Source organism: Sporofaciens sp. SGI.106 (assembly GCF_050314255.1).
In the GTDB taxonomy this organism is placed as follows: Bacteria; Bacillota; Clostridia; order Lachnospirales; family Lachnospiraceae; genus Claveliimonas.
Genome location: NZ_JBNPMZ010000001.1, coordinates 223,632 through 237,701, shown reverse-complemented (window position 1 = coordinate 237,701; position 14,070 = coordinate 223,632). Strand labels below are relative to the sequence as shown.

Annotated in this window: 11 protein-coding genes and 2 pseudogenes; 11 read left to right on the top strand and 2 right to left on the bottom strand. The window is 41.3% G+C overall.

The window, feature by feature from the left end:
• Window positions 1-27: 27 nt before the first annotated feature.
• On the top strand, window positions 28-1,257 hold the full coding sequence (locus tag ACQRCC_RS01165; protein WP_427848975.1) for an aspartate aminotransferase family protein: 1,230 nt from the start codon (window positions 28-30) through the stop codon (window positions 1,255-1,257).
• A gap of 26 nt (window positions 1,258-1,283) precedes the next feature.
• On the opposite strand, the gene ACQRCC_RS01160 is transcribed toward ACQRCC_RS01165, so the two are convergent.
• Complete coding sequence (locus ACQRCC_RS01160) at window positions 1,284-1,901, bottom strand: Maf family protein (RefSeq protein WP_427849090.1); 618 nt, start codon at window positions 1,899-1,901, stop codon at window positions 1,284-1,286.
• A 77-nt stretch (window positions 1,902-1,978) separates the two neighbouring features.
• On the opposite strand from ACQRCC_RS01160, the gene ACQRCC_RS01155 reads away from it, so the two are divergent.
• On the top strand, window positions 1,979-2,521 hold the full coding sequence (locus tag ACQRCC_RS01155; protein WP_427848974.1) for a prolyl-tRNA synthetase associated domain-containing protein: 543 nt from the start codon (window positions 1,979-1,981) through the stop codon (window positions 2,519-2,521).
• A gap of 89 nt (window positions 2,522-2,610) precedes the next feature.
• The gene (locus ACQRCC_RS01150; protein WP_427848973.1) at window positions 2,611-3,312 is read left to right on the top strand and encodes a pentapeptide repeat-containing protein; all 702 of its coding nucleotides are present in this window, start codon (window positions 2,611-2,613) and stop codon (window positions 3,310-3,312) included.
• Window positions 3,313-3,358: 46 nt separating this feature from the next.
• Here ACQRCC_RS01150 and ACQRCC_RS01145 read toward each other — a convergent pair whose 3' ends face one another.
• Window positions 3,359-4,483 carry a DUF4317 domain-containing protein gene (locus ACQRCC_RS01145; protein WP_427848972.1) on the bottom strand — a complete coding sequence of 375 codons (1,125 nt, stop codon included), beginning with the start codon at window positions 4,481-4,483 and terminating at the stop codon, window positions 3,359-3,361.
• A 176-nt stretch (window positions 4,484-4,659) separates the two neighbouring features.
• On the opposite strand from ACQRCC_RS01145, the pseudogene ACQRCC_RS01140 reads away from it, so the two are divergent.
• The 8 genes and pseudogenes from ACQRCC_RS01140 to ACQRCC_RS01105 form a co-directional block, all read left to right on the top strand.
• A pseudogene (locus ACQRCC_RS01140) lies at window positions 4,660-5,118 on the top strand (D-alanyl-D-alanine carboxypeptidase family protein); the annotation flags it as partial.
• 45 nt (window positions 5,119-5,163) lie between these two features.
• Entirely contained in the window at window positions 5,164-5,322 is a 159-nt protein-coding gene (locus tag ACQRCC_RS01135; RefSeq protein WP_427848971.1) for a hypothetical protein, read from the top strand.
• Window positions 5,306-6,898: a recombinase family protein gene (locus ACQRCC_RS01130; RefSeq protein ID WP_427848970.1), complete on the top strand. Its 1,593-nt coding sequence runs from the start codon at window positions 5,306-5,308 to the stop codon at window positions 6,896-6,898. Before ACQRCC_RS01135 ends, ACQRCC_RS01130 begins: the two co-directional genes overlap by 17 nt.
• Window positions 6,899-7,049: 151 nt before the next feature.
• The gene (locus ACQRCC_RS01125; protein ID WP_427848969.1) at window positions 7,050-9,200 is read left to right on the top strand and encodes a SpoIIE family protein phosphatase; all 2,151 of its coding nucleotides are present in this window, start codon (window positions 7,050-7,052) and stop codon (window positions 9,198-9,200) included.
• An 18-nt stretch (window positions 9,201-9,218) separates the two neighbouring features.
• Window positions 9,219-11,423, top strand: a complete 2,205-nt coding sequence (locus ACQRCC_RS01120) for a SpoIIE family protein phosphatase (RefSeq protein WP_427848968.1) — start codon at window positions 9,219-9,221, stop codon at window positions 11,421-11,423.
• Between the two features lie 15 nt (window positions 11,424-11,438).
• A pseudogene (locus ACQRCC_RS01115) lies at window positions 11,439-12,236 on the top strand (D-alanyl-D-alanine carboxypeptidase family protein); the annotation flags it as partial.
• Window positions 12,237-12,308: 72 nt separating this feature from the next.
• Window positions 12,309-13,217: a metallophosphoesterase gene (locus ACQRCC_RS01110; RefSeq protein WP_427848967.1), complete on the top strand. Its 909-nt coding sequence runs from the start codon at window positions 12,309-12,311 to the stop codon at window positions 13,215-13,217.
• A 70-nt stretch (window positions 13,218-13,287) separates the two neighbouring features.
• The gene (locus ACQRCC_RS01105; protein ID WP_427848966.1) at window positions 13,288-14,049 is read left to right on the top strand and encodes a segregation and condensation protein A; all 762 of its coding nucleotides are present in this window, start codon (window positions 13,288-13,290) and stop codon (window positions 14,047-14,049) included.
• Window positions 14,050-14,070: the final 21 nt, after the last annotated feature.

The following is a 14,070-nucleotide window of genomic DNA, read 5'->3' as shown; positions in this document are numbered from 1 at the left end:
CCAAATGTGAGAAGGAGAGGAATTGTTATGAAACTGAAAGACACAGGACTTACAGCAGAAGAACTGAAGGACATGGTAAAGAAGTATATGGTGGAGACTTATCCAAGATATGACTTCATTGCAGAACGGGCAGAGGGAATGTATCTCTATGATGAGAACGGAACTCCGTATCTGGATTTTTACGGTGGTGTTGCAGTTAACAGTCCTGGTAACAGAAACCCGAAGGTTGTCGCAGCCGTTAAGGATCAGGTGGATGATATTATGCATACATTCAACTATCCATATACAGTACCTCAGGCTCTGCTTTCCAAGAAAATCTGTGATACAATCGGAATGGATAAGATTTTCTATCAGAATTCCGGTACAGAGGCAAACGAATGCATGATCAAAATGGCAAGAAAATACGGTATTGATAATTTCGGACCTGAAAGATATGAGATCATTACAGCAAAAGAAGGATTCCACGGAAGAACATTTGGTTCCATGTCTGCAACAGGACAGCCGGATTCTGCAATCCATAAAGGATTCGGACCAATGGTACCGGGATTTGTTTATGCAGAATATAATAATCTGGAAGATTTTGCTTCTAAGGTTACAGATAAGACAATTGCAATTATGATTGAGCCTGTACAGGGGGAAGGCGGTGTACATCCGGCAACTCAGGAATTCATGGAAGGTCTCCGTAAGTTATGTGATGATAACAATATGCTGCTCCTTCTTGATGAAGTTCAGACAGGATGGGGACGTACTGGAGCTCCAATGGCATTCATGGGTTACGGAGTAAAACCGGATGCAGTATCCATGGCAAAAGCTATGGGCGGCGGAATGCCAATCGGTGCATGCTGTGCAAGAAAAGAAGTTGCAGCAGCATTCAGCGCGGGAACACACGGATCTACATACGGTGGTCATCCGATTGCATGTGCGGCAGCATTGGCATCTGTATCTGAAATCTTAGACAACCATCTGAGCGAGAATGCAAAAGAAGTTGGTGACTATTTTGTAAAACAGCTGGCAACACTTCCGCATGTAGTTGAGGCAAGAGGACGCGGACTTCTGGTGGGATGCGAGTATGATATACCGATTGCTATGGATGTAAAGTGGAATACATTTAAGCATCACGCATTGATCACAGCAATCGGCGACAAAGTAAACCGTATGATTCCGCCTCTTACAGCAACAAAGGAAGATGTGGATAAATTAATCGTAATTATGCGTCAGGCAATTGAGGAAGCAGTTGCTCAGTCTAAAGTAGCATAATATGATAAGTTAAGGATTGAATGACATTACTCTTCAAAGACAAGGCGTTTGTACTTCGGTGCAGACGCCTTTGTGCAATCTTTTTTAAGTTCCTGATAAAGTCTGGCGATAGGAAGTCCCACTACGTTATTATAATCACCTTCGATACCACGGATATGGACGGCAAAGGGCCCCTGAATTCCGTAAGCACCGGCTTTGTCCAAAGGATCACCCGTGGCAGCATATGCGGCAATTTCCCCTCTGGATACAGGATAGAAGGTCACATCGGTACGTTCATAAAATGTGCGTACTTTTTTCTGTCCATTTTCCATTGATACCAGTGCTACACCGGTATATACCTGGTGGGTCCGGTCGGAGAGCATGGAGAGCATATCGCAGGCTTCCTCCTCATCACCGGGTTTCCCAAGAATTTCATTCCTGTAAACAACGACAGTATCTGCTCCGATCACCGTACAGTCTTCATCTCCATGCCTATCGAAAACATCTTCCGCTTTCAGGAGTGCAAGTTCCATAACAACATCACTGGGAATGGTTTTTGAGATCTTTTCCTCGACTTTGGATGGAATTACTGTATATTCGATACCGGCCTGGGTCAAAAGCTCTCTGCGCCTTGGAGAGGCGGATGCAAGAATGTATTTCATAATTACTACCTCTTTCTTTTTTTATTTTGTTCGCTTATAATAAAGATTATAAATCAAAATCGAAATGGAGGAAATACCCTATGTATATTAGTGAGATTGTGACAACGGTACCTGAAAATGTAAAAGAGCGTGTACCGTTGGAACAGGAAGTATATAAAGTATTTACAAAGCTGGGAATTCCATTTGAGCGTGTGGATAATGATCCGGCCTCATCCATGGAGGAATGCTCGGATATCGGTAAGGTTTTCAATGCGCCGGTTCGCAAGGATGTATTTCTCTGTAATCAGAAGAAGACGAGCTTCTTTTTGCTGGTAATGCCGGAGGAGAAAGCATTCGATACTTCTTCCTTCAGCAAGAAGCTGGGAGTATCCCATATGTCATTTGCCTCACCGGAGCATATGTGGGAGCATCTGGGAACAAAACCGGGGTCCGCGAGTGTAGTGGGTCTTTTAAATGATAAGGATGATTATGTACAGCTTATTCTGGATAAAGAGGTAGCAGAAGCAGAATACTTTGTCTGCAATACCGGAATCAATACAACACATTTAAAGATTAAGACTCAGGATCTGATTAAAAAATTCCTGCCCTATACCCATCACAGACCACGAATTGTAGATTTATAGTTGGGACAAAGGGGACGGTTCTCTGTCCTGTCTTGTTGGTAGGCAAACAGGACAGAGAACCGTCCCCTTGTCACAGGAGGTGAAAAGTCTTGAAAGAAATAAAGAAAGAAGAGCTGATAAAAAAACTGGCACTTCGTAAATCTGGAGAACGCCTGGATTTATCAGAGCTGGCGTTTCGGGAAATGGATCTGCGAGACATAGATTTGTCCAATATAGGATTTGAACTGTGTCTGTTTGTGGATGTTACACTGGACGGGGCAGATATGTCTGGTTCCAGTATTCGTAATTCAGGGCTTGATGGCTGTTCTCTTAAGGGAGTCAATTTCAAAAATGCAGACATGTACGGCGCATGTATGCGGGGATGTAATATGGAAGGATGCAATATCTGCGGAGCCAATCTGTATTCGGCTGTATTGGAGCATGCAAACCTGAATGGAATTATTTCAGATGAAGATACAAAATGGTTCCGGATGCATTGTCCCGAGACGGGGCCGATTCTCGGATATAAGAAATGTGTGAATGACAGGCTGGTTCAGCTTCTGATCCCGGCAGATGCCAGAAGAACTTCGGCGACACTTCCTTCCTGCCGATGTGATAAGGCTAAGGTACTGACGATTAAGAGTTTTGACTCCCGGGAGGAGTTCGATGAGGCATGGTCACTGGTTGATGAAAATTTCGTTTATCGGAAAGGACAGTGGGTTGAAGTAAAAGACTTTAACGAAGACCGATGGATGGATTCCACCACCGGCATTCATTTCTGGATGACAAGAGAAGAAGCCATTGCATATTGAGTGGGACGGCGGGACAGAGGGACGGTTCTGTGTCCCGCCGTCCCCCCTAACGAGGATTCACAGATATTCCGTTAATCTCGACCTGATCATCGATCGGAATTACAAGACATCTTCTTCCGTCAATAACCTGTACATCTACCAGGTCAGTACGTTCCGGATTGACCTGAACGACGATATCAGGTGTCTTGATGTTGAATTTCCGGAGATTGGTAATATTGGATGCAAGGAGTGAGGTACCGGCTCCGATATTTTCATCGTAATCTTTGTCGAAGGACTCCATCTGTTCCTCGGTTACACCGCTTTTATTCAGCAGCCGTTTTACGTCCTGCTTGTCCAGAGAGAGTGGTTCCGGCTCTTCCTTCGCCTCTTCGATCATCTCATTCAGATTCTCATGAATTGTCTTAACAACTGTATAATCACAGTCATCTCCAAGCGTATTTGTAAGTATGTGCTGGAAAGATTCCTTCTGGTTTCCGGCACTCATAATCTCACTGCATCCCAGTACCATCTCGATAAAATAATCCTTTAATTCCTCGGGCTTTTTAGAGTAATAGAGGATATTGTGAAGATCTGTGCTTCTGTCATTAAATGCCGGATACAGAAAACCGTTGGCCGGGTCGGCCACAATCCAGTCACGAACCCGATCCTCGATACTGTTTTTCAGGGCATTATAACAGAGACCGGCTTTTGACAGAGTGACAGGGCAGATGCTGCACAGTATGTAATCATACACAGAATCGGATGCGTCAAACATCTCTGAGCCATCGCTGGATCTTCCCGGCACATCATAGGCTGCGTGAATGAGGAGAATCAGATAATGCTCTCCGAAATCATAGTATTCGATAACCTTGTCATAGAATTCGGATACCAGCATATCGTCTGTTAATTTACTGTTTTTTAACTGCATCAGGAAATCCTGTGTTCCACCTTTTAATTCCTGTTCCAGAGGAAATCCCATGTTAATTAGATTCTTTCCCAGTGTTCCGGATAAGGTTCGTTTGAAAATGTCATAGTATTTGAAAGTCTCTTCTTCCGGAAGAGAGAGAAATGCTTCTTTGAATTCCAGCCTCTTTTCTTTATCACCGTCCACATAACATCCACAGATACGTGTAATCGCACAGTTTTCCGGGGAAAATTGTTTGCGGATTTCCAGTACTTCTTTCTTATTCATACTTCTCTCCAATCTGCCGCATGTGCGCGGCATCTGTTTGTATTTGTTTTACCTGCATCAGGGCAGGACAAATCTGATTTTATCATATCAGAAGTCAAAATGCAAAAGGGACAGACATAATTGATGAAGTGAAGGCTTACAATGATAATAATAGATATAGAGTATATGAGGAAGAAATGCGAAGAATTCTGGCAATCATCTTGAGTGTACTGATGGGGATTCAGGGAGTCCTGTTCTGTCCGGGTGAAATGGAAGTTCAGGCAGAAGAAACGGCTGAGAATACTGAAAAATTACAGGAAAACGAATCAGAGAACGTGGAACAGGAAATAGCAGTGGCTATAGAAATCAGTGCTCCGTCGGCTATTCTGATGGAGGCATCGACCGGGCAGGTTATTTTTGAAAAAGATGCAGATACGAAACGTCCTCCTGCAAGTGTGACCAAAGTTATGACACTTTTGTTGATTTTTGATGCACTGGCAGATAAGAAGATTTCACTTGAAGACCAGGTGACGACATCGGAATATGCGGCATCCATGGGCGGATCACAGGTATTTCTGGAGCCGGGAGAGACACAGACAGTGGATACCATGATCAAGTGCATTGCGGTGGCAAGTGCAAATGACGCATGGGTGGCGTTTAAGAATGGTAGACAGTATAGAAAAGTGGAGAGCTGGTGCTGAATGTCTGAAAAAAATAAGAAGAGTGTAACGAAAAGATTAACTGGTACATCACCAATACCTTCCATCAAGATCACAGTCTCTTACGGAGATAAACGGCTGGTGGATTGTATGAAGTCTGTCATTCAGCTACACAGGAGCCGGTATGAGCAGGGAGAATGAGGCTGCATTATACCTGCGCCTGTCCAAAGAAGATATGGATAAATTGTGTAGGGGTGATGAGAGTGCCAGTATCCAGAACCAACGGCTCTTACTGACTGATTATGCTTTGGAGCATGATTTCAAGATTGTAGAAATCTATTCCGATGATGATGAAAGCGGTCTCTTCGATACGCGTCCTGCCTTTGAACGAATGATGCACGATGCCAGTTTGGGAAAATTCGGTGTTATTATTGCGAAATCTCAGTCCAGATTTTCGCGTAATATGGAGCATATTGAGAAGTATCTGCACCACGACCTGCCGAATCTGGGGATTCGTTTTATCGGTGTGGTTGATGGGACGGATACAGCCAGTCAGGACAACAAGAAATCGCGCCAGATCAATGGGCTGGTAAATGAATGGTACTGTGAGGATCTCTCAAAGAATATCAGAAGTGCATTTCGCGCAAAAATGAAGGATGGACAGTTCCTGGGTTCGTCCTGCCCATATGGATATATCAAAGACCCGAAGAATCATAATCATCTGGTAGTAGACGAATATGCTGCAGGTGTTGTCAGGAGGATATTTCAGCTGTATTTACAGGGATATGGTAAAGCAAAGATAGGAAGAATTTTATCTGATGACGGGATACTGATTCCATCTCAGTATAAGAGGCGTGTTTTGGGGATAAACTATTATAATGCGCATGAACTTGATACAACCAGGAACTGGTCTTATCAGACCATACATACGATTTTAAATAATGAAGTGTATCTCGGTCATGTTGTACAGAATAAGTATAATAATCTGTCTTATAAAGATAAGAAACATGTGAAACAGTCAAAGGAAAAATGGATACGTGTTCTGAACCAGCATGAGCCGATTATTGCTGAGGATACATTTCTTCGTGTACAGGAAAGACAGAAAATACGTGTGAAATCAGTTGGCAGTAGTATAATGGAATCTGTATTTTCCGGTATTCTTATCTGTGCTGAATGTAAGCACGCCATGGTAAGAACCTACGACAGGAGAGGAAAGCATCCGTTTACAGGATACTGCTGCAAAACTTATAAGACCCAGGGGAAAAAATACTGCACAAGCCATGCGATTCGACATGACCAGTTGGAAAGTATTGTTTTAGAATCGATTCGGGAGGAGGCAAAAAAGATCTTAACACCTGAGGATATTCAGGAACTGAATAAAACTGACTATATCGATGGAAAAAGAAAAGAGTTTGCAAATCAGATTCGGAATATGGAAAAGGAGATTCTTCATAAAACGGGTTATAAGAAAAAGACGTATCAGAATTATATGGATGAATTGATTACGAAGGAAGAATATTTGTCTTACATTCGGGAATATGATGCAGATATTGTTATGCTTCAGGAGCATTTAGATAGAGCGAATAAAGAAATCGCAGAACAGGAAGCTCTTGAAATTCAACACGATAAGTGGGTGGAAGAATTTAAGAATTATATCAATATTGGCGAACTGACGAGAAATGTAGTATTAGAGCTGATAGATAAAATTGAAGTAAATGAGGATGGCTCTATCAGTATCTTTTATAAGTTTAATAATCCGTATGAATTGACAAATTAGGTGTACAAACGATGAAAAATCGGCTATTATATATTCATAGTGAATTGGGTTGTGCAATAACAGAAACATATCTTGATAAAGGAGATGACGAAATATAATGATAGAAGAGAAACAATCAGAAAGGCAAATATTTATCAGAAGGAATCGCAATATGATATTTTCATTTCTGATAGGAATGTTGATGAGTATCATTACAATAGAGGTTTTAAATCCATTCAGTGATTATATTGAACCGATTTTCTGGATAACGGTTCCACAGGTTTCCATTTCTCTTGTTTTGGGTATCGTGTTCGGGATTCCTGCCGCATTTGGAAGTGTGGCAGGAAATATTATAGTAAGATGTATTCTTGGTGAAGATGTAGTATTTATTCTTATCAGGAGTGCGCAATGGCTTGTCCTGTGTATAGTTTCATATATCATGTGGCAAAAAATGAATGGTGGCAGGAATTATGATGAATTTCGATTGGACAGGGTATCCAGGGTACTTAAGTTCTGTCTGGCTGCGGTGGTTGTGTCAGTATTGTGCATTATTTTTAATATAGCTGCCAGTGACTATCTTTCATTTAGCACTTATCCGTGGTTATATGGTTTTGGCTGTTATTTTGATTATGGGGTGATGACAGGCATCATACTTCTGCCAATAGCATACCGGCTTCGCAGAAAGCTTGGGATGTCAGAGAAGAAGGAGCCTTTTATCTACCATACAAATGAGAAAGTTATTTTTTTCATTGTTGTAATAGGAGTTTTCCTTGCGGCGCTTACAGGTGTCTTTATATATTATTCTTATATCCTTGATGAGGCAATAACACAAGACTGGTGGTTTACGATTACATATTTTCAGAGGGTAGCACTGCGGTTGTTTCTTCTTATTACTGTAGTGTTTGTGTGGATGCTGGAAAGACGTTTTACCCGTCCGATAGACAGATTAATCAGTATTACCGGCAAATATTACGACGAATCTGTTGATGACAAAATAAGAGAAGAGATGCTGGAAGATTATAAATTACTTGCAGCTGATGATACGGATGTAGGCAAGCTTGCTGCTGCATATGTGAGGATGACTGATAATCTGAAGATATATATTGAGGATGTAAAGAGAATTACTACCGAAAAAGGACGTATTGATGCAGAGCTGAATCTTGCGTCTGAGATACAGGCGCAGATGCTTCCCCGTGTTTTTCCGGAACATGATGAATTCGATCTGTATGCCAGTATGACACCGGCAAAAGAAGTTGGCGGTGATTTTTATGATTTCTTTATGATTGGAGAGAGATATCTTGCTGTTGTTATAGCAGACGTATCCGGGAAAGGTGTGCCTGCTGCAATGTTTATGGCATTAGCTAAAGCATTGATTAAAAGCCATGCAAAGATGTATATGGATGTACATGAGGTGTTTAAAGCTGTGAACAGAGCTCTGTGCGAAGGAAATGACGCCGGTCTTTTTGTTACTGCGTGGCTGGGTGTTCTGGATTTGAACGATGGAAAGCTCAGTTATGTGAATGCCGGGCATAATCCGCCCCTCATTCAAAAAGAGAATGGGGAATTTGAGTATCTGAAAATGCGTCCGGGCTTTATTCTTGCAGGAATGGAAAATACTGTCTACAGAAAACATGAGATGTATCTTAAACCCGGCGACCGCCTTTTCCTGTATACAGATGGAGTAACAGAAGCCACGAATGCCAGTGAAGAACTGTACGGCGAAGAGCGGCTTCAGACATTTCTCAATACGAACAGGGGACTTACACCTTATGAAATGATACATGGATTAAGAGCTAATATTGATGCATTCGTGGGAGAAGCCCCTCAATTTGATGACATTACAATGCTTATGCTGGATTATAACAAGTATGCAAAAGAAAAACGTATTGCAGAAAGGGAATTTGCAGCAAATGTTGGGGAACTTCGGGAAGTGTTAGGTTTTGTAGAGGCAGAGCTTAGAATGGCTTCCTGTTCGACTGGTTTGATAATGCAGATTGCAATGGCAATTGAGGAGATGTTCTCAAATGTGGCTTCGTATGCTTATCCGGGAAAATCAGGAAAAGTGAAAATCTGCATTGACAGTGATGGAAGATGGGTGAAATCGGGACAGGACAACTCAGACGCAGCGGTCATAATTCGCATGATCGACAGGGGGATTCCATTTGATCCGCTTACATATGAGATGACAGATATCCAGTCACTGATGAATGAGAAAGAGACAAAAGGAATGGGAATTTTACTGGTGAAAAAGCTTATGGATCACATAACCTGTTCCCGTGAAAATGATGAAAATATTCTTACAATGATAAAGATCAAAAAATAAAGGAGTTGAAGGGACGCAATGACAGAAGACAAGTGCTCGAAAAAGAAATTTCAAATCAGATTAGACCACAGGACATTTGTTTCATTTATGGCAGGGGTCATTGTTACAGCCGTAACCGTCATAGCTGTTACAGAATTCAGAACTTTTTTTGATGTAAGCTATAGTTTCCGTCCTGAAATTGCGATAGTAACAGCGCAGGGTATGGCATTTGGAATTCCGGGAGCCCTGGGAAGCATGGTGGGAAATGCAATTGTTATGCTCATGAATGGACGTGAATTAATGTATACTTTGTTCAGAAGTTTGCAGTGGTTTTGTTTATGTGCTCTCCCGTATTTTCTTTGGATGAAGCTTAATAAAGGCAGAAAAGGAGAAGAGTTTCGTCTGGACAGATTTTCCAGAGTATTAAAATTCTGTGGTGTTATCCTGGTAGTATCTGTCGTCAGTGTACTGATTAACGCGGCGGCTATCGGACTCTATAATCTTTCAGCTAGTATTGTAGGTACGATTTCTATGTTTGATTATGGGATCATGATCGGTATTGTTTTGTTGCCGTTATTTTACGAGGTTCGGAGAAAATTAGGGATAATTGATGAAAATAAGAAGGTTGTATTCCATCTGAATGAAAGAATTATTTTTTTCGTCTTTTTAATAGCTATTATTCTGGTAATATCAGCAAATTCGTGGATATATTTTATGTATACCATAGATGAAGAAATAACAAGTGATTGGTGGCATGTTCTGAATACATATCAAAGGAATGGAATCCGGCTGTATCTCATCCTGGCAATGATAGTAATCAGGCTTTTGGAAAAGCGGTTTATTCGTCCGATTGACCGTCTTGTTTATATCACAGGTAAGTATTATGACAAATCGGTAGACGATACCATGCGGGAGAAACTGGCGGAGGATTATAAATCTCTGGCAAATGCAAAAACTGATGTCGGTAAGCTTGCAGGGGCTTATGTAAGAATGACTGAAAATCTTAAGAATTATATTGAAAATCTTAAGACGCTGACTACGGAGAAGGGACGTATTGATGCGGAACTGGAATTTGCATCTGAGATACAGGCACAGATGCTGCCCCGTATTTTTCCGGCTTTTCCGGAACATGAAGAATTTGATCTTTATGCCAGTATGACACCTGCGAAAGAGGTTGGCGGTGATTTCTACGATTTCTTTATGATTGGTGAGAACCATCTTGCTATTGTCATTGCCGATGTATCCGGAAAAGGTGTTCCGGCTGCCATGTTTATGGCATTGTCGAAGGCTTTGATCAAAAACTATGCAAGAACACAGATTGATGTAAATGAGGTGTTCGATTCAGCTAATCAGGTTCTCTGTGAAGGAAATGAGGCTGGTCTTTTTGTAACGGCGTGGTTCGGTATATTGGATTTGAGAAACGGAAAGCTCAGCTATGTTAATGCGGGTCATAATCCGCCGCTTCTTCGAAAAAGAGGAAAGGGATTCGATTATGTCAGAAAACGTTCCGGGTTTATACTTGCAGGCATGGAAGATACTATTTACAGAAAAAATGAGATGTATCTTGATCCGGGTGACCGTCTGTTTTTATATACAGATGGTGTGACGGAAGCTACAAACACAGGCGAAGAGCTGTATGGCGAAGAAAGACTTCAAAAATATCTGAATAGTCATATGGATGATACGGCCTTTGAGATGATAAACGGTCTGAAAAAAGACATAAATCTATTTGTAGGAGAAGCCCCACAGTTTGACGATATTACAATGTTAATGCTTGATTTTTACCAGGTAGATGAGGAAAAACGTGTGGCTGAAAGACAGTTTTCTGCAGACAGGGAGGCATTGCAGGATGTCCTGGAATTTGCAGAAAAGGCTTTTAAAGAAGGATCCTGTCCGATAAAAGTTTCGTTGCAGATTTTAATGGTAATTGAGGAACTGTTTCTGAATGTGGTTGATCGTGCCTGTCAGAGAAAGGGTGGCAGAGTCAGAATCAGTATTAACTGTAATGGAAAGTTTGTAAAAGAAAGTAGTGGGGATGAGAAAAGAGCAATCATCATATGTTTGATTGACGGTGGAATACCATTTAATCCATTGATTGATTCAGTGGTTGATTTTGACCAGTTGATGGAAGATGATGAAATGAAGGGATTTGGAATTTTCCTGATGAAAAAAATTATGGACCATGTGTCTTATTCATATGAGAATGAAGAAAACATTCTTACAATGATTAAAATCAGAGAATAAGCTCTACCATTTTTAAACGAGGCATGTGTGGCAATGGCAGAATTTATCTGTGGCAGTGAGTCGGAATTCGTAAAAAAGATGAATACAAGAGCAAAAGAGCTGGGCATGGAAAATACAAACTTTGTTAATTGTAACGGACTGGATACAGAGGGACATGTGACAACGGCAAGAGATATTGCTCTGATGTCCAGGGAACTTATCAGCAGATATCCGGAGATACAGAATTATTCGATGATCTGGATGGAAAATATTACTCACACAACAAAGAAGGGAATCAGTGAATTTGGATTAACGAATACGAATAAGCTGGTACGACAGTATGAGTACACGACAGGGTTGAAAACCGGATCCACGAATGAGGCGAAGTTCTGTGTCTCTGCTACTGCAAGGAAAAATGACATGGATCTGATTGCGGTTATTATGGCTGCTGAAGACTCTAAAACCAGATTCCGGGATGCTATGAATCTTCTGAATTATGCATTTGGAAAATGTATGAAATATTCAGATGATGGAATTGGAAGAATATCTGATGTCCCGGTTGTACAGGGAAAAGAAGATTCGGTGGAAGTCAAACAGGAGAAAGCATTTCAATATATCGATACTACAGGTACTGATTTGTCTGCAATTGAGAAGAATCCGGTTCTATATAAGTCTCTGAAAGCTCCGGTTAATAAGGGGGAGAAAGCAGGAGAGATGGAATACTACATGAATGGCAGTAAGATTGGTTCTGTAGATATTGTGACGCGAAAAAGTGTGGAAAAAATGAATTACATTCATGCACTGGAACGGGCTTTGGATTATTTCTTCCTCTGAAAATCTTTGTAAATCATTGATTATATGCATCATTCTGAAAAAGTATGAACAAGGATAGGGTAAGAAGTTCTAATGTTAGCTAAAATAAAGAATAAAGAAGAAAAGATGAAAAAAACACCAATTTGGATTCTCATGCTGTCTGTTACAACGGTATGTATAGAAGTATTGAGGGAACTTTCTTCGTTTTGTATTAGAAAATACGAGATAAATCAGAAAAGTAAGGACGATCAGACGGCAAAAGGTGACATACGTCTGATTTTCCTTTCTGATCTGCATGGGAAAAATTATGGCAGTAAAAATGTGAAGCTGGTAAAGGCTGTTAAAAAGCAACGTCCGGATGCCATATTGATAGGCGGAGATATGCTTACAAGAACAGAAAAAGATACAGATTGTACGGCGGTTTCCCTGTTAAAGGAGCTGGCTTCGATTGCTCCGGTATATGCGGCTAATGGCAATCATGAGCAGAAAATGAAAGACGAACCGGAATTCTATGATGACCGATATGCCAGATATAAAGAGCAGCTTCTGGACTGTGGAGTTCATATTCTTGAAAATGAATCCTGTGATGTGCAGTGGAAAGGGATGCCTGTGACGATTACCGGTCTGGAGATACCAATTTCCTGTTACAGCCATTTTCGTGAACGTCCGCTTGCAGTAAAAGAAATTGAAGCACGAATTGGAAAACCGGATCCTTCCCGTTATCAGGTTTTACTTGCGCACAATCCGGTCTATATGGAGCAATATTCAAGGTGGGGAGCGGATCTGACATTTTCCGGACATTTACACGGGGGAATCATCCGGCTTCCATTTATCGGAGGGCTAATTACTCCTCAGGCACAGCTTTTCCCACGTTTTTCCGGCGATATCTACCAGACAGAAGGGTGTTACGGAATCGTAAGCCGGGGACTTGGTACGCATACCGTGAATCTGCGATATCTGAATATGGCAGAGCTGGTGTCTGTCACCCTGAAAAAAGAATAGTATGGACTTGTGTATCAATGGAAATTTAGGTATAATATCAAAGTTAGGCTATGAAAGACGAGGGATATCTATGGGAATACCGGTAAAACTGCAGGTTTTTGAGGGACCGCTGGATCTTCTGCTGCATTTGATTGATAAAAATAAAATAGATATTTATGATATCCCGATTGTGGAAATTACGAATCAGTATATGGAATACATCCGCGAGATGGAAAAGCAGGACCTGAACGTGATGAGTGAATTTCTTCTTATGGCAGCAACTCTTCTGGATATTAAATGCCGGATGCTGCTGCCAAAAGAAGTGAATGAAGAGGGAGAAGAAGAAGATCCGCGTGCGGAACTGGTCGAACAGCTTCTTCAGTACAAGATGTACAAATATATGTCTTATGAGTTGAAGGATCGGCAGGTAGAGGGAGAACGTTTACTTTACAGGGAACCTCAAATTCCGGATGAGGTGATGAATTATGTAGAACCTGTAGATCTGGACAGGCTTCTCGACGGGCTGACTCTGCAGAAACTTAATATCATTTTTAAAGAAGTAATAAGAAAGCAGAGTGACAAGATTGACCCGGTAAGAAGCAGATTCGGAAAAATAGAGAAGGAAGAAGTCACACTTCCTGAGAAGCTGGATTATGTTGAAGAATATGCCCGGGAGCACAGGATATTTAGTTTTCGGAATCTTCTGACCAGACAGAGCTCTAAGATTCAGATTATCGTAACATTTCTGGCAATTCTTGAACTGATGAAGACCGGAAAGATACGGATAGCACAGGAACAGCCTTTTGATGATATTGAGATAACCTCCATGATTACAGAGTCGGAAGAGGATTAGGGGATGCAAAGGAGTAAAGGG